The organism is Terrabacter sp. RAF57, assembly GCF_052113925.1.
In the GTDB taxonomy this organism is placed as follows: Bacteria; Actinomycetota; Actinomycetes; order Actinomycetales; family Dermatophilaceae; genus Terrabacter.
In genome coordinates this window covers 144,190-162,961 of sequence record NZ_JBFRDT010000013.1, presented here as the reverse complement: position 1 = coordinate 162,961, position 18,772 = coordinate 144,190, and the positions used below count along the sequence as shown (strand labels likewise).

Sequence of the window (18,772 nt, the reverse complement as noted above, 5' to 3'; positions counted from 1 at the left end):
ATCTCGCATACTGGACTCATGTATGGCAATGACGTCATCGACCCGAACGAACCGCTGAACGCGGCCGAGACCGCCGCCTACGACGCGTCTCCCGAGCACGACGACCAGCGGGACGGTCGGGACGCGGTCGGTGACGACTTCGACGCCCTGCTCGCCGCCGACCAGCGCATCGAGCCGCGCGACGCCATGCCCGACGAGTACCGCGAGACGCTGATCCGCCAGATCGCCCAGCACGCGCACTCCGAGATCATCGGCATGCAGCCCGAGGGCAACTGGATCACGCGCGCCCCGTCGCTGCGCCGCAAGGCCATCCTCATCGCCAAGGTCCAGGACGAGGCCGGCCACGGGCTCTACCTCTACTCCGCGGCCGAGACGCTCGGCATCGACCGGCAGGAGCTGCTCGAGCGGCTCCACGACGGCAAGCAGAAGTACTCCTCGATCTTCAACTACCCGACGCTGACGTGGGCCGACTGCGGCGCCATCGGCTGGCTCGTCGACGGTGCGGCGATCATGAACCAGGTGCCGCTGTGCCGGTGCTCCTACGGCCCGTACGCCCGCGCCATGATCMGCGTGTGCAAGGAGGAGTCCTTCCACCAGCGGCAGGGCTTCGAGATCCTCTGGAACCTCATGCGCGGCACCGAGTCCCAGAAGGCGATGGCCCAGGACGCCGCCGACCGCTGGTGGTGGCCGGCGCTCGCGATGTTCGGTCCGCCCGACACCGGTGAGGCTGCGAAGGGTGGCCACACCGAGCAGTCGATGGCCTGGGGCATCAAGCGGTTCAGCAACGACGACCTCCGCCAGAAGTTCGTCGACATGACCGTCCCGCAGGCCCAGAAGCTCGGCCTCACCCTGCCCGACCCCGACCTGCGCTGGAACGAGGAGCGCGGCCACTGGGACTTCGGCGAGATCGACTGGGACGAGTTCTGGCAGGTGCTGCGCGGCGACGGCCCGTGCAACGCCGAGCGCATCGAGCACCGCCGCCGGGCCCACGACGAGGGCGCCTGGGTGCGCGAGGCCGCCAACGCGTACGCCACCAAGCAGGCCGCCCGCGAGCGGGAGCAGCAGCAGAAGGAGAGTGCCGCGTGAGCGGAGCCACCACCCCGACCACCGGTGCCGGGGCCCCGTCCGAGCCTGCCCAGGGGGAGCGCAGCTGGCCCCTCTGGGAGGTGTTCGTGCGCGGCAAGCGCGGACTGTCGCACGTGCACGTCGGCTCGCTCCACGCGCCCGACGCCGAGCTCGCGCTGCGCAACGCCCGCGACGTCTACACCCGCCGCCAGGAGGGTGTCTCGATCTGGGTCGTCAAGGCCGACGACGTCACCGCGAGCAGCCCGTCCGAGAAGGACTCCTTCTTCGACCCGGCCGGCGACAAGATCTACCGGCACCCGACCTTCTATGACGTGCCCGAGGATGTCGAGTACCTGTGAGCACCTCAGCCAGCTCGCCCTCGACCGACACCGGCACCACGCCGGTCACCGAGCCGGTCACCGGCGCCGCGACCTCTGCCTCGGAGTCCGCGCAGCGTGAGTCCCTGCCCGGCGCCGCCGAGAACACCGGCGCCGCCCCCGGGGCCAAGCCGTATGCCGCCTACCTCCTCGGGCTCGCCGACGACGCCATGGTCTACGCCCAGCGCCTCGGCGAGTGGATGACGAACGCGCCGCAGATCGAGGAGGACATGGCGCTCGGGAACATCGCGCTCGACCTCCTCGGCCAGGCGCGTGGGCTCTACCCCTACATCGGCTCCATCGACGGCACCGGTCGCGGCGAGGACGACTACGCCATGCAGCGCGACGAGCGGGAGTGGCACAACGTCCACCTCGTCGAGCAGGAGCGTGGTGACTTCGCCGACGAGATGGCCCGGTTGCTCTGGTTCTCCGCCTACCAGGTCGAGCTGCACACGGCCCTGACCGGTTCGGGCGACGACGTCGTGGCGGGCGTCGCGGGCAAGGCCCTCAAGGAGGTGCGCTACCACCTCGACCACGCCTCGCTCTGGGTCGTGCGCCTCGGCGACGGCACCGCAGAGTCCCACCGACGCATGCAGGCGGCGCTCGAGCGCGTGCTGCCGCACCTCGCCGAGCTCTTCGACGACGACGAGGCCTCGGTGCTCGCGGCCGACCTCGAGGTCGGCGTGCTGCCCTCGACCCTCCATGACGCCGTCGTGGCCCGGGTCGCGCGCGTCGTCGAGCAGGGGACCCTGACGCTGCCCGACGGCTCGCGGTGGCGCTCGCGCGGAGGTCGCGCCGGCATCCACTCGCGTCCCATGGGCTCGCTCCTGGCCGAGATGCAACACATCGCACGGTCGCATCCCGGCGCGACGTGGTGACCGCCGTGGCCGTGGAGTCCGCTGTCGCAGAGGCGATCTCGCGCATCCCGGACCCCGAGGTGCCCGTCATCAGCATCGCCGACCTCGGCATCCTGCGAGAGGTCGACGTCGACGAGCAGGCGCACACCGTCGCCGTGACGATCACCCCGACCTACAGCGGGTGCCCCGCCATGGAGGCGATCGCGTCACGCATCGTCTTCGAGGCCGCACGTCAGGGGTATGCCGCCGACGTCCGCACGCAGCTGTCGCCGGCGTGGACGACCGACTGGATGAGCGACGAAGGGCGAGCGGCACTGCTGCGCTTCGGGATCGCGCCCCCCGGCGCGGTGCCGGTGGCGGAGCCGCACGGTCCGGTGGCCGTGACCCTGAGCCGCCACGTCGTGGCCTGCCCCCGCTGCGGCTCCGCCGACACGACCGAGATCGCCCACTTCGGCTCGACCGCGTGCAAGGCCTTGCGCCGCTGCAACGCGTGCCTCGAGCCCTTCGACGAGTTCAAGGCCATCTGAATGACCGACGTCTCCACCCCGACCGCAGCCGATCCCGCCGCGGACACGGCCCCTGTCCAGGCCACGAGCGCCCGACACCGCGCGCGCTTCCACCCACTGACCGTCTCGTCGGTCGAGCGCCTCACCGACGAGGCCGTCGCGGTCACCTTCGCCGTGCCCGAGGACCTCGTCGACGAGTTCGTCTTCGAGCCCGGCCAGCACCTGACGCTCCGCGCCGAGATCCGCGGTGAGGACGTGCGCCAGTCCTACTCGATCTGCCAGTCACGCCGGGCCGACCCGGCCGGACGCAGCCTGCGGGTCGCGGCCGCGCGCGTGCCCGAGGGTCGCATGTCGAACTGGCTCAACGACGGCGTCTCGCGCGGCGCCGTCGTCGAGGTCATGACCCCGCAGGGGTCGTTCACCTGCCCGACCCGGCCGGACGGCATACGCCATCACGTCGCGATCGCGGCCGGCTCGGGCATCACGCCCGTCATCTCGCTGCTGACCACGGCGCTGGAGGAGGAGCCCGGGTCGCGCGCGACGCTGCTCTTCGGCAACCGGCGCACCAGCTCGATCATGTTCCTCGAGGAGCTCGAGGACCTCAAGAACCGCTTCCCGGGGCGCTTCCACCTCGTCAACGTCCTGTCCCGGGAGGCCCAGGACGTCGAGCTCTTCCACGGGCGGCTCGACAGCGAGCGGCTCGAGGCGATCTTCGGCACGCTGCTGCCGGTCGGGTCCGTCGACGAGTGGTACCTCTGCGGTCCGTTCGGCATGGTCACCGGCGCCGAGGGGCTGCTCACCGGGCGCGGCGTCGACCCGCGGCACATCCACCACGAGATCTTCCACGTCGACGACGGCACGGAGCCGAGGCGCAAGGTCGTCGTCGACGCCGGCGCACCGCCGGAGGCCACGGTCACGGTGAACCTCGACGGCCGCACGACGGTCATCCCGATGCCGAGCCGCGAGGAGACGATCCTCGACGCGACCCTGCGCGCCCGGCCCGACGCGCCCTACTCGTGCACGGGCGGCGTGTGCGGCACCTGTCGTGCCCGTCTGGTCTCGGGCGAGGTCCGGATGGACCGCAACTACGCGCTCGAACCCGAGGAGGTGGCAGCCGGCATCGTGCTCGCCTGCCAGAGCCACCCGGTCACCGACGAGGTCAGCCTCGACTACGACGCCTGACCGCGGCGGGGTCGCCTGCCGGCGCAGGTCCGTGTGCATTCGATGCCCCCTGGGGGCTGCATCTGCACACGGAGTCCGGCTGGCGACCGTCATCTGACCCTCTGCCGGATGACGAGGCAGGCTGGGAGGTGGCAGGGCTCGGCCCTGCCGGCCCACCCCCTGTCCCTGAAGATCGCGTCGAGGTCGGCTGCGAGCCCGCACGGTGCGTGAGCGACCTCAAGCCATGTGGGCCGCTCGGTCAGCCAGCCCGCGACCGCGCCGTCGAGGTCGCGCCGCCGGTCGACGGACTGGGCGGCCCAGCCCTCGTGCCCGAGCCGGCCGTCCACCTCCACGACGACCTTCACCTCGTCGTAGGCGCTGTCCCGGTGTCGTTGTCCGGGAGCGGGTGCCTGCCGCCGTCCGACGGGGAGCCGGTGCGCACGCTCGACATCGCGGACGTAGCGATACTCCGCTGCACTCTCGACGCCGTCTCGGACCTCACCCAGGGCCTCGAGCAACATCCTCCGCTGCGGCTGCCGTGGCCGTGCCGCGAGGGCACGGAGGAGCTGCTCCGGTGTGCAGAGGCGCAGCTGTTGCGCCTTGGCCATCACGGCCACCGAACGATCGAGAGTCTGGCCGGCGCAGAGGTCGAAGACGGTGTGCGCGGCCGTGACCCGATGGGGCCACGCAGTGGGGTCCAGACGTTCGTCGAAGTGGCGGCTCCGCACGATCGTGATCCCGTCGCGCGCGCGTCCCGACCGCCCGAGCGGCACGACGACCTCGATCGGGTCGTCCGGGCGGTTGAGCATCGTCCAGGCATGGCCCGCGCTGGGGCCGTGCAGCGCCGCCGGCCGACCCACGTGCAGCAGGGCGGCGACGGCCCTCAGGTCCCAACCAGACCGGCCTGGCTCGGTGAGGAACACGCGCGGGTGAACCACGGTCCACCGACCCGAGCTGACCCGCCAGCGGATCGCCTTCTCGGTCAGTCCCGCCGCCAGAGCCTGTTCGCGCGTCACGAGGCCCGACTGTCCCCGGATGCGCGCCGCGAGCAGAGGATCCATGACAAGAGCCTGTCGGCGCAGGAGCCTCCGGCGGGTAGCCCATCCACAGCCTCAGCCGACGCCCCACAGGCAAGGGCTTCGTGTGCGCCGGCCGCCCTGCGCGGGGCGCCTCCTGCACACGAACGCGCTCGGACAGCGGTCGGCGGCACGGCGTCCGGCCGCTGCAGGGCCTGCGGGTTAGGCTGCGGATCGTGCGGCAGTACCTCGATCTCCTCGACCACGTCCTGACCCACGGTCAGGAGAAGTCCGACCGGACGGGCACGGGCACGCTCAGCGTGTTCGGCCACCAGATGCGCTTCGACCTCGCCGACGGCTTCCCGGCCATGACGACGAAGAAGCTACACCTGCGCTCGATCATCGGCGAGCTGCTGTGGTTCCTGCGCGGCGACACCAACGTGCGCTGGCTCCAGGAGCGCGGGATCTCGATCTGGGACGAGTGGGCCGACCCCGCGACGGGCGACCTCGGCCCGATCTACGGCTACCAGTGGCGGTCGTGGCCCACGCCCGACGGCCGCCGCGTCGACCAGATCGCCAAGGTCATCGAGCAGATCCGCACCAACCCCGACAGCCGCCGCCTCATCGTCTCGGCCTGGAACGTCGCCGACGTCGACGACATGGCCCTGCCGCCGTGCCACACGATGTTCCAGTTCTACGTCTCGCCGCCCGGACCCGACGGCCGCCGGCGCCTCTCGTGCCAGCTCTACCAGCGCAGCGCCGACATCTTCCTCGGCGTGCCGTTCAACATCGCGAGCTACGCCCTGCTGACGCAGATGGTCGCCCAGCTGACCGACCTCGAGCCGGGGGAGTTCGTGCACACGCTCGGCGACGCACACCTCTACCTCAACCACCTCGACCAAGCCCGCCTGCAGCTGACCCGCACTCCGCACCCGCTCCCGACGATGCGCATCACGCCGGGCAAGACGAACATCGACGACTTCGACCTCGACGACTTCGAGCTCGTCGACTACGTCGCCGATCCGGGCATCAGGGCCCCCATCGCCGTCTGAGCGGCCCGAGTCTGGGAGCCTTGGCGCCATGACGACCACGCTGCCGAACGTGACGATGATCGCCGCCGTCGCACGCAACGGCGTCATCGGTGACGGGCTGACGATGCCGTGGCACCTGTCGGAGGACCTCAAGTTCTTCAAGCGCACGACGATGGGCCACCCGATGGTCATGGGCCGCCGCACGTTCGACTCGATGGGCGCGCTCCCCGGCCGGCGCAGCGTCGTCGTCACCCGCCAGCGCGACTGGAGCGCTCCCGGCGTCGAGGTCGCGCACTCCCTCCCCGAGGCGCTCGCGCTCGTGGCCGAGGCCGAGCAGGTCTTCGTCGTCGGCGGGGGAGAGATCTACCGACAGGCGATGGCGTATGCCGTCCGCCTCCTCGTGACGGACGTCGACCAGTCCCCGGAGGGCTCGGTCACCTTCCCGGCCATCGACCCGGCCGTCTGGAGCGAGACCGCCCGCGACGAGCAGCCCGGCTTCGCCTGGGTCACCYACGAGCGGCGGGGCTGACACGGCATACGCGATCTCTCGGAAAGAAAGCCCGGATCGGGCTGTAACGCCCGGGCGAACGCGCCGATATAGGAGGTGGCGAGGCACTACTCGGACCCCCGAGCGAGTAGTGCCTCGCCTTCTGCGTCCCCCGGTCCATGTTTCGCGCGCTCGTGCCTTGAGCGCGCGATTTGCCGCCGCGGCGCGTGAAACCTGGCGCGCTCGACGCGACGATCGCGCGCTCGGAGCCGGAGCGCGCGAAACATCCGAGTGCGGTGGCGGGCGCGCGGGTGGGCGTGGCGTCGTGAGCGAGGGCCCGGGCGCTAACCTTGGCCTCATGGCTGACGCACCCGCCCTCGGACGTGTTCTCTCGGCGATGGTCACGCCCATGCGGCCCGATGGCTCGATCGACCTCGACGCCGCGCAGCGGGTCGCGGCCCACCTCGTCGACGCCGGTCACGACGGCCTCGTCGTCTCGGGCACGACCGGCGAGTCGCCCACCACCTCGTCCGACGAGAAGGACGAGCTGCTCCGCGCCGTCATCGAGGCCGTCGGCGACCGCTGCGTCGTCATCGCGGGCGCCGGCAGCAACGACACCGCCAAGAGCGTCGAGGCGGTGCGCCACGCGCAGAAGGCCGGCGCCGACGCCGTGCTCGCGGTGACGCCGTACTACAACAAGCCCCCGCAGGCCGGACTCGTCGCCCACTTCACGGCCCTCGCCGACGCGAGCGACCTGCCCGTCATGGTCTACGACATCCCCGGCCGCTCGGGCATCGCCATCGCGCGCGAGACCTACCTGCGCATCGCCGAGCACGACCGCATCGCCGCCGTGAAGGATGCCCGCGGCGACCTCTGGTTCGCGAGCGAGATGATGCAGGAGACGGGCCTCGACTGGTACTCCGGCGACGACGCCATGAACCTCGGCCACTTCATCAACGGCGCCGTCGGCTTCGTCGGCGTCACGTCCCAGGTGGCCCCGGCGGCCTACCGGGAGATGGCCGACGCCGTCGTCGACGGGCGCTGGGACGACGCCCGAGCCGTGCACCGACGCCTCACCCCGATCGTCAACGCCGTCATGAACGTCACCCAGGGCGCCATCATGGCCAAGGCCGGCCTCGCCGAGCAGGGCATCATCGAGTCGACGGCCGTGCGGCTGCCGCTCGTGCCCGCCGACGAGGCGCAGACCGTCCTCGTCCGGGCCGCTCTCGCCGCTCTCGCCGCCACCGCGGCCCACCCGGCGGTCGGATGACCGCCCCGCTGACCTCCGACCGGAGCCCCCGACGGCCCGGTAGCACCACCGAATGACAGGACACCTGTGAGCCACCCCCACCCCGAGCTGACCATGCCGCCCGCCCTCCCCGACAACGGCCTGAGGGTCGTCGCGCTCGGAGGGCTCGGCGAGGTCGGCCGCAACATGGCCGTGCTGGAGACGAAGGGCAAGCTGCTCGTCATCGACTGCGGCGTGCTCTTCCCCGAGGACCACCACCCCGGAGTCGACCTCATCCTGCCGGACTTCACCTACATCGCCGACCGGCTCGACGACATCGAGGCCATCGTCCTCACGCACGGCCACGAGGACCACATCGGCGCCGTGCCGTACCTGCTCAAGCTCAAGGGCGACATCCCGATCATCGGCTCGACCCTGACCCTGGCGCTCGTCGAGGCCAAGCTCAAGGAGCACCGGATCCGTCCGTACTCCATGGCCGTCAAGGAGGGCCAGCGCGAGAAGCTCGGCGTCTTCGACCTCGAGTTCGTCGCGGTCAACCACTCGATCCCCGACGCGCTCGCCGTCTTCGTGCGCACCGAGGCCGGCACGCTGCTGCACACCGGCGACTTCAAGATGGACCAGCTGCCGCTCGACGGCCGCCTCACCGACCTGCGTGCCTTCGCTCGGCTCGGCGAGGAGGGCGTCGACCTCTTCCTCACCGACTCGACGAACGCCGACGTCCCCGGCTTCACGACGCCCGAGCTCGAGATCGCTCCGGCCATCGACAAGGTCTTCCGCCACGCCCAGCGCCGCGTCATCGTCGCCTGCTTCAGCAGCCACGTGCACCGCGTGCAGCAGGTGCTCGACGCCGCGGAGAAGGCCGGCCGCAAGGTCGCCATGGTGGGGCGCTCGATGGTGCGCAACATGGGCATCGCCGCCGAGCTCGGCTACCTCCGGGTGCCCGACGGCATCCTCATCGACATCAAGAAGATCGACAGCCTGCGTGACGACGAGCTCGTCCTCATCTGCACCGGCTCCCAGGGTGAGCCGATGGCGGCCCTCTCGCGGATGGCGAACCGCGAGCACCGCATCGACGTCGGCCCCGGCGACACGGTGCTGCTCGCGAGCAGCCTCATCCCCGGCAACGAGAACGCCGTCTACCGCATCATCAACGGCCTCATGCGCCTCGGCGCCAACGTCGTGCACAAGGGCAATGCCAAGGTGCACGTCTCGGGCCACGCCAGCGCGGGCGAGCTGCTCTACTGCTACAACATCGTCAAGCCGCGCAACGTCCTTCCCGTGCACGGCGAGTGGCGGCACATGTATGCCAACGCCCAGCTCGCCATCGCCTCCGGCGTCCACGAGGACAACGTCGTGCTCGCCGAGGACGGCGTCGTCGTCGACCTCGTCAACGGGGTCGCCGAGGTGACCGGTGTCGTCGAGTGCGGCTACGTCTACGTCGACGGCAGCAGCGTGGGCGGCGCCGACGAGGCGCTGCTCAAGGACCGGCGGATCCTGCGCGACGAGGGTTTCATCACCTGCGTCGTCGTGCTCGACGCGGCCACCGGCAAGATCGCGAGCGGCCCGGAGATCACGGCCCGCGGGTTCGTCGAGGACGACGAGATCTTCCAGCAGGTCATCCCGAAGGTCGAGCGGGCCATCGAGGAGGCCGTCGCCAAGGGTGTCCGCGACGACCAGCAGCTCCAGCAGGTCATCCGGCGCGCGGTCGGCTCGTGGGTCGGTGGCAAGATCCGCCGCCGGCCGATGATCATCCCGGTCGTGCTGCAGGCCTGACGTGACGGTGCAGGAGGCCGCCCGGGGGCACCTCGACAGCGACGACGGCCACGGCGGTCCCTCCGGTCCTCCGGGGGAGCCCGCCGAGTCGTCGACGTGGGAGCCTGCCGGACGTCGTCCCCGCGGGCGCTGGGTCGACGTCGTCATCGGCGTCGTCCTGCTCGGGCTCGTCGCCGTCGGGGCGCTGCGCTGGTACGACTCGACGGCATACGTCGTCGTCGTGCTCCAGACGGCAGGGCCCTTCGTCGTCATCGGCCTGGGCCTGCTCGCCGTGGCGACGCTCGTGCTGCGGCGGTGGTGGATGCTCGTCCCCGTCGTCGTCGCGCTCGTCGTGGCGGCGACGGTCGCCGCGCCGGCCTTCCGAGCCACCTCCTCGCCGAAGGCCGACCGAGACCTCACGGTCATGTCGGCCAACGTCTGGATCGGGGCGGCCAACGCCGGCCAGCTCATGGATGCCGTGCGCTTCCACTCCGTCGACGTCCTCGTGCTCACCGAGGCGACACCCGCGATCCTGCGGCGACTCGACGCCGAAGGGGCAGCCGACTACTTCAGCCAGCGGGAGGGCGTCGCCCGGGCCAGCACCTACACGGGGACGATGGTCCTGTCGCGCTACCCGCTCTCGGTGCGCAGCCTCGGCACCGACCCAGCGCTCGAGGGCACCCGGAGCGTCCAGCCCGAGGTCGACGTGACCGTGCCCAACGGCACGGTGCGTCTCAAGGTCGCCCATCCCACGGCGCCCTTGCGCGGTGACACCGTCGAGTGGCGCGCGGGCCTGCGGGCGCTCCAGTCGTGGAAGCAGCGTCTCGACGGCGACGAGCTCCTCGTCATGGCCGGCGACTTCAACGCCGGCTTCGGCCACCCCGGCTTCCGCGACCTCGCCGCGGGCCTCGACGACGCGCAGCGCATCGACGGGCAGGGCTGGGTGCGCACCTGGCCCTTCGCGGGCAACCGGCTTCCGGCCTTCGTCCAGCTCGACCACCTGCTGAGCCGCGGCCTCACGGTCGTCGAGGCCGGGCAGGTGGCTCTCAACCGGGCCGACCACGCCGCGGTCTGGGCGAGCTACGCCCTGCCGGCGCGCTGACCCGACCCTGAGCGTTCGAGCGCACCGACCGCGCCGGCGCACCGGCGCACGGACCTGCTCAGCGGCGTACGCCCGCGCTCACCAGGGTCGCTCGACCTCGACGTCGCGCGGGTCGGTGCCCTCGAGCGCCCATCCGGTCTCGGTGAGCGTCCACTCCGCGTCGGTGCCGTGCTCGACGAGCCCCGCGACGGCCGCGACGAGACGCTCGACGCCCTCGAGCGTGCTGCCGAGGCCGATGCTGGCGCGGACCGCGGTGGCGGAACGCTCGCCCCACGGGTCCTCGAGGAGCTCGTCGACGAGCAGGTGGGCGCAGAACTTGCCGTCCCGCACGCCGATGCCGTGCTCGACGGAGAGGACCTGCGAGACGAGCGAGGAGTCCCAGCCGTCGATGGTGAAGGCGACGACGCCGACCCGGTCGCTGTCGTCACCGAAGATCGAGAGGACCTCGACGCCCGCGACGTCGTCGAGTCCGGCGCGGAGCCGCTCGAGGAGGCGGGTCTCGTGCTCCTCGATGGCCTCGCGGTGCCGGCGGATCGTCGAGCAGGCCGCGGCGAGGGCGATGGCGCCGATGACGTTGGGGCTGCCGCCCTCGTGGCGCGCCGGCCCGGTCGCCCACGTGGTGCCGTCCTCGGTCACCGAGCGCGTCGCGCCGCCACCGAGCAGGTAGGGGTTGCCGGCGTCGAGCCAGTCGGAGCGCCCGGCGAGGACGCCCGCGCCGTAGGGGGCGTACGTCTTGTGCCCCGAGAACGCGACGTAGTCGGCGTCCCACGCGGCGAGGTCGATGGTGCGGTGCGCCGAGAGCTGGGCCGCATCGACGGCGATCCGGGCGCCGTGCTCGTGCGCCAGGGTGGCGAAGCGCTCGACCGGCCAGACCTCTCCCGTCACGTTCGAGGCGGCCGCGACGACGACGAGGCGGTGGCGCGACGGGTGGTCGGTCAGCGCCTCCTCGAGCAGGGCGTGCGCGTCCTCGACGGTCTGCGGGACGGGGAGGCGCACGGTGCGGAAGCGGCCCCAGGGCAGCAGGGTCGAGTGGTGCTCGGTGCCGAAGACGAAGACCGTCGTGCGGCTCGGCAGCGCCTTGCTCAGCAGGGCCCACGAGTCGGTCGTCGTCCGGGTGAAGATGACGGAGTCGCCCTCACGCGCGCCGACGAAGGCGGCGACCTCGGCGCGGGCCTGCTCGTACCACGCGCTCGTCAGCCGCGAGGCGAACCCGGCGCCGCGGTGCACGGACGAGTAGGTCTCGAGCGCGCGGTCGACCGCGGCCTGGACCGTCTCGAGCGCCGGCGTCGAGGCCGCGTGGTCGAGGTTGGCGTATGCCGTGTCGCCGTGGAGCGTGGGCACGCGCAGTCCCGCGCCGACGACGGTGGGCAGCGTGCGCGCCTCGGGCACGACGTGCAGGGCGCGGGTGCGCACGACGGGTGCGGGGGAGCCGCCACAGAGGGAGGCCGCTGGGTGCGTCGAGGGAAGGACCGACATGGGAGTGCTCCTGGGTCATGGGACCCACCCGGTGCAGGTCCGCGCTTGCCGACCTCGATCACACGTTCAGACCGAGGATGGCCTGGTCGTCACCCGGAGCACCCCACCGCGGAGGAGGGTTGCTGGCCAGCGAGCCGGGGCTTGTCACTGGCACTCATGACCTGCGCACGACGATAAAGGGGTCGGTCGCCGGCTGTCCACCGCCCGGTCCCCGGGTGTCGCGATCTGAGACGCCGACCCCGCCGGGGCCCTCGCGGGACGACGGCGGGCGCGGCCACGGCATACGGCGGCCGCGTCCGACTGGTCAGCCCTGTTGCGCGTGTGACGCGTGAGTTCAGCGGTGCGTTGACGTACGGTGCGAGCATGGCGTCACGTCCGTCCACCAACCAGCGCTCGAGCTCCGCCGCGGCCACCCGTGCCAAGGGGTCCGCGGGCAGCGCCTCGTCACGCCCTCCCGCAGCCCGGGGCGGCCGGCCCGCGCAGCGCAAGCCAGCGGCCCGCAAGCCCGCCGCCAAGACCGCGTCCAAGGCGCGGGGCGGAGGCCTCCCCTTCCCGCTCGGCGCGATGCGCAACACGTGGATGGGCGTCTCGCACATGGCCGGGGGAGCGGTGCGCCGCGTCGGCCACAGCGCCGCCGACCTCGAGCCGGAGCACCGCCGCGACGGTATCGGCTTCGCGCTCATCGCGCTCGCCGTCGTCGTCGCCGCCCGTGAGTGGTGGGGCGTCTCCGGCACCTTCGGCCAGGTGGTGCACGCCGTCTTCGCCGGCACCTTCGGCCGCGTCGCCTACGCCGTCCCGCTCGTGCTGCTCGCCCTCGGCCTGCGCATGCTGCGCGCCCCCCAGGACGACGCCGCGACCAACCGCGTCGTCGTCGGCACCATCGCCCTGACCTTCGCCGCGTGCGGTCTGTCGCACCTTGCCGACGGCATCCCCAACCCGCCCGACGGCGCCGACGGCATGCGTGCCGCCGGCGGCATCCTCGGCTTCCTCGCCTCGAGCCCGCTCGCGGCGGCCGTCTCGACCTACGGGGCGCTCGTCCTGCTCGTCCTGCTCGGTCTCTTCGGCCTGCTCGTCATCACGGCGACGCCGGTCAACATGATCCCGACCCGCCTGCGCCAGCTGCGCGCCCTGGTCATCGACCGCGACCACGTCGACGAGCAGCCCGACGAGGCTCTCGACGCCCCTGCCGCAGCGGTGAAGCGCGCACGCCGCAAGGCCGTCGACCTCGCCGACCGCGACGGCGACGAGGCGTTCCGCCAGGCCGCGCAGAAGGCCCTCGAGGACGAGGCGACCACGCAGCTGCGACCGGGCGAGAAGCGCCCGACCCCTCCCGGTCTGCTCGCCCCGCGTCCCGGCGGCGAGAAGGGGGTCGAGAAGGTCATCGACGCCACCGACCCCAAGACGCTCGGGGCGCCCGACACGAGCAAGGTCGGACCCAAGGCCGAGCTCATCCCGCCGCCCATGTCCGACCTGCCGGCTCGCGTCGAGCAGCTCAGTCTCGGCGGCGACATCACCTACCAGCTGCCCGACCACGCGATGCTGACGCCGGGGCCGCCGCACAAGACGCGCAGCGAGACCAACGACCGCGTCGTCGAGTCGCTGACCAACGTCTTCGACCAGTTCGACATCGACGCTGCCGTCACAGGGTTCACCCGCGGCCCGACGGTCACGCGCTACGAGGTCGAGCTCGGCTCGGGCACCAAGGTCGAGCGCGTCACCGCCCTCTCCAAGAACATCGCGTATGCCGTCGCCTCGGCTGACGTGCGCATCCTCAGCCCCATCCCGGGCAAGTCCGCGATCGGCATCGAGATCCCGAACCTCGACCGCGAGAACGTGTCCCTCGGCGACGTGCTGCGCAGCAACACGGCCCGCACCAACGAGCACCCGATGGTCATGGGTGTCGGCAAGGACGTCGAGGGCGCCTACGTCATCGCCAACCTCGCGAAGATGCCGCACCTGCTCGTCGCGGGCGCCACCGGCTCGGGCAAGTCGAGCTTCGTCAACTCGATGATCACCTCGATCCTCATGCGCTCGACGCCCGAGGAGGTCCGGATGATCCTCGTCGACCCGAAGCGCGTCGAGCTGACGGCCTACGAAGGCATCCCGCACCTCATCACGCCGATCATCACCAACCCCAAGAAGGCCGCCGAGGCCCTCGCGTGGGTCGTCAAGGAGATGGACCAGCGCTACGACGACCTCGCGGCGTTCGGCTTCAAGCACGTCGACGACTTCAACAAGGCGGTCCGCGCCGGCAAGGTCAAGCCGCTGCCCGGCTCGGAGCGCCAGATCACGACCTACCCCTACCTCCTCGTCGTTGTCGACGAGCTCGCCGACCTCATGATGGTCGCCCCGCGCGACGTCGAGGAGTCGGTCGTGCGCATCACCCAGCTCGCCCGTGCCGCCGGCATCCACCTCGTCCTCGCGACGCAGCGTCCGTCGGTCGACGTCGTCACGGGCCTCATCAAGGCCAACGTCCCCTCGCGCATGGCGTTCGCGACGTCCTCGCTCGCGGACTCCCGCGTCGTGCTCGACCAGCCCGGCGCCGAGAAGCTCATCGGCCAGGGTGACGCGCTCTTCCTGCCGATGGGCGCGAGCAAGCCGATGCGTGTCCAGGGCGCGTGGGTCAACGAGTCCGAGATCCACGAGGTCGTCAAGTTCGTCACGACCCAGCTCAAGCCCAACTACGTCGAGAACGTCACCGTCGCGGCGCCCAAGAAGCAGATCGACGACGACATCGGCGACGACCTCGACGTGCTGCTCCAGGCCACCGAGCTCGTCGTCACGACTCAGTTCGGCTCGACGTCGATGCTCCAGCGCAAGCTGCGCGTCGGCTTCGCCAAGGCCGGACGGCTCATGGACCTGCTCGAGTCGCGCGGCGTCGTCGGCCCGAGCGAGGGCTCCAAGGCCCGCGACGTGCTCGTGCGCCCGGACGACCTCGAGCAGACGCTCGCGCTGCTGCGCGGCGAGGACGTGCCGCACCCCAACGAGCCCGTCGACGACGACTTCGCCGACATCGTCGAGCCCGCCGAGCCGTACGCCGCCCCGCCCGTCGACGTGGAGCCCCCGGACGTGTCGGCCGGCTACGCCGAGGAGCCCGACGATGAGGTCGCGCCGCAGCGCACGGCCTCGCTCGTCGCCGAGCGCGGTGAGCAGCGTGCCCACGAGGACGAGACGACCGCGGTCCCGACGGCGCGGTGGACGCCCGGCGACATGACGCGCACGGTCGACGAGGGCGACGAGGGCGACGAGGAGTCCGAGGATGCCTGGAACCTCACCGACCGCGGCGGTAGAGAGCGCTACTGACCCCCGAGGGCCCGACACCCTGAGGCCGAGAGCCCCGACCCCACCGCGGTTCAGGGGTTGAAGCGGTAGCCGAGACCGGGTTCGGTGACGAGGTGGCGCGGGTTCGCCGGGTCGGGCTCGAGCTTGCGGCGCAGCTGGTTGGCGTAGACGCGCAGGTAGTTCGACTCGCGCCCGTACGAAGGGCCCCAGACGGCTCTGAGCAGGTCCTGCTGCTGGACGAGGTGACCGGGCTCGCGGCACAGCGCCTCGAGCACCCGCCACTCGGTCGGCGTGAGACGGACGTCCTCGCCCTCGACGGTCGCCCTCCGCTCGGCGAAGTCGAGGACGAAGTGGTCGGTCGCGACCGGCCCGAGGTGCCGGCCGAGGTCGCCGCCGCGGCGCACGGCCGCGCGCACCCGAGCGAGCAGCTCCTCGACACCGAAGGGCTTCGTGACGTAGTCGTCCGCGCCGAGGTCGAGCGCCTCGATCTTGTCGTCGGACTCGTGACGTGCCGACAGGACGATGACCGGGACGACCGACGCGGCGCGGATGCGGCGCAGCACCTCGGTGCCGTCGAGGTCGGGCAGTCCGAGGTCGAGGATGACGACGTCGGGTGCGTCCTCGAGCACCGACTGGACCGCGGTGCGACCGTCGGCGGCCGTGACGACCTCGTTGCCGTGGGCCCGCAGCGCGATCGTCAGGGTGCGCTGCAGCCGCGGGTCGTCGTCGACGACGAGCACTCGGGTCACGCGTCCTCCTTCGTCTCGGCAGGCCCGGCAGGCCCGGCAGGCCCAGCAGCCTCGGTCGAGGTGATGCTGTCAGCCACGTCGGTGCCGCCATCACCTCGACCCGAGGGGACCGGCGGGGTGAGGGGCAGCTCGACGACCATCGTGAGGCCACCGCCCGGGGTGTCCTCCGGCACGAGCGAGCCGCCCAGCACGGTCATCAGTCCCCGAGCCACAGCCAGGCCGAGGCCGAGGCCGTCGCCCTGCGGGGCGTCCCCGGCCCGCTGGAACGCAGCGAAGATGCGCTCCTTGTCGGCATCGGACACGCCCGGTCCGCGGTCGATGACTCGCAGCTGCACGGTGGCTCCGATCCGGCCTGCCGTGAGGCGCACCTCTGCGTCGCCGCTGTGCCTCAGGGCGTTCTCGACGACGTTGGCGAGCACGCGGTCGAGCAGTCCCAGGTCGGTCCGCACGAGGGGGAGGTCCGGCTCGAGGTCGACGTCGACGCGCTGGGGGGCGGAGGTGGTGCGCACCGTCGACACGACGGCGTCGAGCAGGTCGATCGAGTGGTGGTGCGCGCGCACGGCACCGGTCTCGAGCCGGGACAGGTCGAGGAGGTTGCCGATGAGGGCGTCGAGGCGGTCCGCGCTCTCCTCGATCGACTCGAGCAGCTCTGCCTCGTCGTCGGCCGTCAGGTCGAGACCGGACTGGCGCAGCGTGGAGACCCCCGCCTTGATGCTCGCGAGGGGCGTGCGCAGATCGTGCGAGACGGCGGCGAGCAGGGTCGTGCGCGCGGCGTTGTCGCGGGCGAGCCCGGCGGCCTCGCGCGCGGCCCGGACGAGCTGCTCGCGTCCGTGCAGGATCGCGGCATGGGTGGCGTACGCGTTGACGACGCGCTGGTCCTCGGCCGCCACGGGCGGTCCGTCGAGCAGCAGGTGGACACCGTCGTCGACGGTGATGTCCAGAGCCCACACGGCGCCGACCGGGAGCACGGTGCCTGCGGGCAGGTGGGGGTCGGTCGAGGCGACGACGGTCGACGGCTGGTCCGGGTGCGACTCGGTGAGCACGGCAGCGCGCATGCCGAGGTCGTCGCGCGCACGGTCGAGCAGGGCCGGCAGGGGTCGCGGCTCGGCGAGCAGGTCGCGACTCATCGCGGCGAGCGCTGACGACTCGCGCTCGGCCGAGACCGCCTGCTCGGTGCGCCGGGCTGCGACGTTGACGACCGACGAGACCGCCATGGCCACGAGCACGAAGACGGCGAGAGCCAGGGCGTTGGGTGGGTCACTGATGGTGAGCGTGCCCCGTGGCTCGGTGAAGAACCAGTTGACGACGAGCGAGCCGACGACGGCGCAGAAGAGCGCCGGCCAGATGCCACCCACGAGGGCGCACACGACGGTCAGCGCGAGGTAGAGGAGCAGGTCGAGCGAGAGCGTGTGCCCCTCCCGGGTGGCRACGAGCACGGCGGTCAGCCCGACGAGGGCGACGACGGCGAACAGCATCCCGCCGACGACCCGGCGGGCGGGCAGGCCAGTGGCGTTCCGGCGACGGCTGGCGACCTTCGACCCCTCGTGAGGGACCAGGTGGACGTCGATGTCGCCCGAGCCGTCGGCCACCTCGGAGGCGATGCTCGGACGCAGGATCTGCTGCCACCGGCCTCGCCGGCTGACGCCGACGACGATCTGCGTCGCGTTGACGCCGCGGGCGTGGTCGAGGATCGCCTCTGCGACGTCCTGGCCGGAGACGTCCTGGAACTCCGCCCCGAGGTCGCGAGCCAGTTGCCGCAGCCGAACCAGCACGGCAGGGTCGGTCGACGTGAGGCCCTCGGACGACCGGACGTGACAGGCGATGAGGTCACCGCCGGCCGCGCGGGTGGCGAGGCGGGCACCTCGCCGGAGCAGCGTCTCGCTGCCGGCGCCGCCGGTCAGGGCCACGACGACGCGCTCGCGAGTGGGCCACTGCTCGCTGATGCCCTGGTCGGCCCGGTAGCGTTCGAGCGCCTCGTCGACCCGGTCCGCGAGCCACAGCAGCGCGATCTCGCGCAACGCGGAGAGGTTCCCCGTCCGGAAGTAGTTGGCGAGGGCGGCATCGACCTTGTCGGGTCCGTAGATGTTTCCGTGCGCCATCCGACGGCGCAGCGCCTCGGGTGACATGTCCACGAGCTCCACCTGGTCGGCCCGGCGTACGACCTCGTCGGGGACGGTCTCCTGCTGTCGGATGCCCGTGATCGACTCGACGACGTCGTTGAGCGACTCGAGGTGCTGGATGTTGACGGTCGAGATGACGTCGATGCCGGCCTCGAGGATCTCCTCGACGTCCTGCCAGCGCTTCTCGTGCCCGTCACGCGACGCGTCCCCGGCCCCGCCGCCCGACGGGGCGCCCGAGCCGGGGACGTTGGTGTGGGCGAGCTCGTCGACGAGGACCACGTGAGGGTGTCGGGCGAGGACCGCGGCGACGTCGAGCTCGGTGAGCCGGTTGCCGCGGTACTCGACCGTGCGACGAGGGAGGACCTCGAGGCCCTCGAGCATGGCCGCCGTGTGGGACCGCCCGTGCGTCTCGACGTAGCCGACGACGACGTCCGTGCCCCGCGAGAGGCGCCGGTGCGCCTCGTCGAGCATCGCGACCGTCTTGCCGACTCCGGGCGCGGCCCCGAGGTAGATCCGAAGCGACCCTCGACCCATGCGCTGAT

General features: G+C 71.9%; 15 protein-coding genes and 1 riboswitch. Of the genes, 11 read left to right on the top strand and 4 right to left on the bottom strand.

Going from position 1 to position 18,772, the window contains the following annotated elements; all coding sequences use genetic code 11:
• Positions 1 to 18: 18 nt before the first annotated feature.
• From paaA to paaE, 5 genes are read left to right on the top strand one after another with little or no spacing between them, the layout of a single operon-like run.
• On the top strand, positions 19 to 1,086 hold the full coding sequence (paaA, locus tag AB4Y83_RS15815) for a 1,2-phenylacetyl-CoA epoxidase subunit PaaA (protein WP_442297449.1): 1,068 nt from the start codon (positions 19 to 21) through the stop codon (positions 1,084 to 1,086).
• Positions 1,083 to 1,424: a 1,2-phenylacetyl-CoA epoxidase subunit PaaB gene (gene paaB / locus AB4Y83_RS15810; protein ID WP_056780265.1), complete on the top strand. Its 342-nt coding sequence runs from the start codon at positions 1,083 to 1,085 to the stop codon at positions 1,422 to 1,424. The genes paaA and paaB overlap by 4 nt, the downstream gene beginning before the upstream one ends.
• Complete coding sequence (gene paaC, locus AB4Y83_RS15805; protein ID WP_442297448.1) at positions 1,421 to 2,320, top strand: 1,2-phenylacetyl-CoA epoxidase subunit PaaC; 900 nt, start codon at positions 1,421 to 1,423, stop codon at positions 2,318 to 2,320. The genes paaB and paaC overlap by 4 nt, the downstream gene beginning before the upstream one ends.
• Positions 2,317 to 2,826: a 1,2-phenylacetyl-CoA epoxidase subunit PaaD gene (paaD, locus tag AB4Y83_RS15800; protein WP_442297466.1), complete on the top strand. Its 510-nt coding sequence runs from the start codon at positions 2,317 to 2,319 to the stop codon at positions 2,824 to 2,826. The genes paaC and paaD overlap by 4 nt, the downstream gene beginning before the upstream one ends.
• Entirely contained in the window at positions 2,827 to 3,987 is a 1,161-nt protein-coding gene (gene paaE / locus AB4Y83_RS15795; protein ID WP_442297447.1) for a 1,2-phenylacetyl-CoA epoxidase subunit PaaE, read from the top strand.
• An 89-nt stretch (positions 3,988 to 4,076) separates the two neighbouring features.
• Here paaE and AB4Y83_RS15790 read toward each other — a convergent pair whose 3' ends face one another.
• On the bottom strand, positions 4,077 to 5,027 hold the full coding sequence (locus AB4Y83_RS15790) for a type IV toxin-antitoxin system AbiEi family antitoxin domain-containing protein (protein ID WP_442297446.1): 951 nt from the start codon (positions 5,025 to 5,027) through the stop codon (positions 4,077 to 4,079).
• A gap of 191 nt (positions 5,028 to 5,218) precedes the next feature.
• Between AB4Y83_RS15790 and AB4Y83_RS15785 the strand changes: the two genes are divergently transcribed.
• The 5 genes from AB4Y83_RS15785 (at position 5,219) to AB4Y83_RS15765 (ending at position 10,603) form a co-directional block, all read left to right on the top strand.
• Positions 5,219 to 6,034 carry a thymidylate synthase gene (locus AB4Y83_RS15785; protein ID WP_442297445.1) on the top strand — a complete coding sequence of 272 codons (816 nt, stop codon included), beginning with the start codon at positions 5,219 to 5,221 and terminating at the stop codon, positions 6,032 to 6,034.
• 28 nt (positions 6,035 to 6,062) lie between these two features.
• Positions 6,063 to 6,542, top strand: coding sequence for a dihydrofolate reductase (locus AB4Y83_RS15780; protein ID WP_442297444.1), 480 nt, complete (start codon positions 6,063 to 6,065; stop codon positions 6,540 to 6,542).
• A 316-nt stretch (positions 6,543 to 6,858) separates the two neighbouring features.
• Entirely contained in the window at positions 6,859 to 7,770 is a 912-nt protein-coding gene (dapA, locus tag AB4Y83_RS15775; RefSeq protein ID WP_442297443.1) for a 4-hydroxy-tetrahydrodipicolinate synthase, read from the top strand.
• Positions 7,771 to 7,836: 66 nt separating this feature from the next.
• On the top strand, positions 7,837 to 9,522 hold the full coding sequence (locus AB4Y83_RS15770; RefSeq protein ID WP_442274733.1) for a ribonuclease J: 1,686 nt from the start codon (positions 7,837 to 7,839) through the stop codon (positions 9,520 to 9,522).
• 1 nt (position 9,523) lies between these two features.
• Positions 9,524 to 10,603, top strand: a complete 1,080-nt coding sequence (locus tag AB4Y83_RS15765; RefSeq protein WP_442297442.1) for an endonuclease/exonuclease/phosphatase family protein — start codon at positions 9,524 to 9,526, stop codon at positions 10,601 to 10,603.
• 78 nt (positions 10,604 to 10,681) lie between these two features.
• Here the strand turns inward: AB4Y83_RS15765 and AB4Y83_RS15760 are convergent, their stop codons facing one another.
• A complete protein-coding gene (locus AB4Y83_RS15760) occupies positions 10,682 to 12,079 on the bottom strand; it encodes an aminotransferase class V-fold PLP-dependent enzyme (protein ID WP_442297441.1) in 1,398 nt (465 codons plus the stop codon).
• Between the two features lie 36 nt (positions 12,080 to 12,115).
• Positions 12,116 to 12,241, bottom strand: a riboswitch (SAM riboswitch).
• Positions 12,242 to 12,442: 201 nt separating this feature from the next.
• Between AB4Y83_RS15760 and AB4Y83_RS15755 the strand changes: the two genes are divergently transcribed.
• A complete protein-coding gene (locus AB4Y83_RS15755; RefSeq protein ID WP_442297440.1) occupies positions 12,443 to 15,382 on the top strand; it encodes a DNA translocase FtsK 4TM domain-containing protein in 2,940 nt (979 codons plus the stop codon).
• A gap of 50 nt (positions 15,383 to 15,432) precedes the next feature.
• Here AB4Y83_RS15755 and AB4Y83_RS15750 read toward each other — a convergent pair whose 3' ends face one another.
• On the bottom strand, positions 15,433 to 16,110 hold the full coding sequence (locus AB4Y83_RS15750; RefSeq protein WP_442274729.1) for a response regulator transcription factor: 678 nt from the start codon (positions 16,108 to 16,110) through the stop codon (positions 15,433 to 15,435).
• Positions 16,107 to 18,764 carry a DUF4118 domain-containing protein gene (locus tag AB4Y83_RS15745; RefSeq protein ID WP_442297439.1) on the bottom strand — a complete coding sequence of 886 codons (2,658 nt, stop codon included), beginning with the start codon at positions 18,762 to 18,764 and terminating at the stop codon, positions 16,107 to 16,109. Before AB4Y83_RS15745 ends, AB4Y83_RS15750 begins: the two co-directional genes overlap by 4 nt.
• Positions 18,765 to 18,772 lie beyond the last annotated feature (8 nt).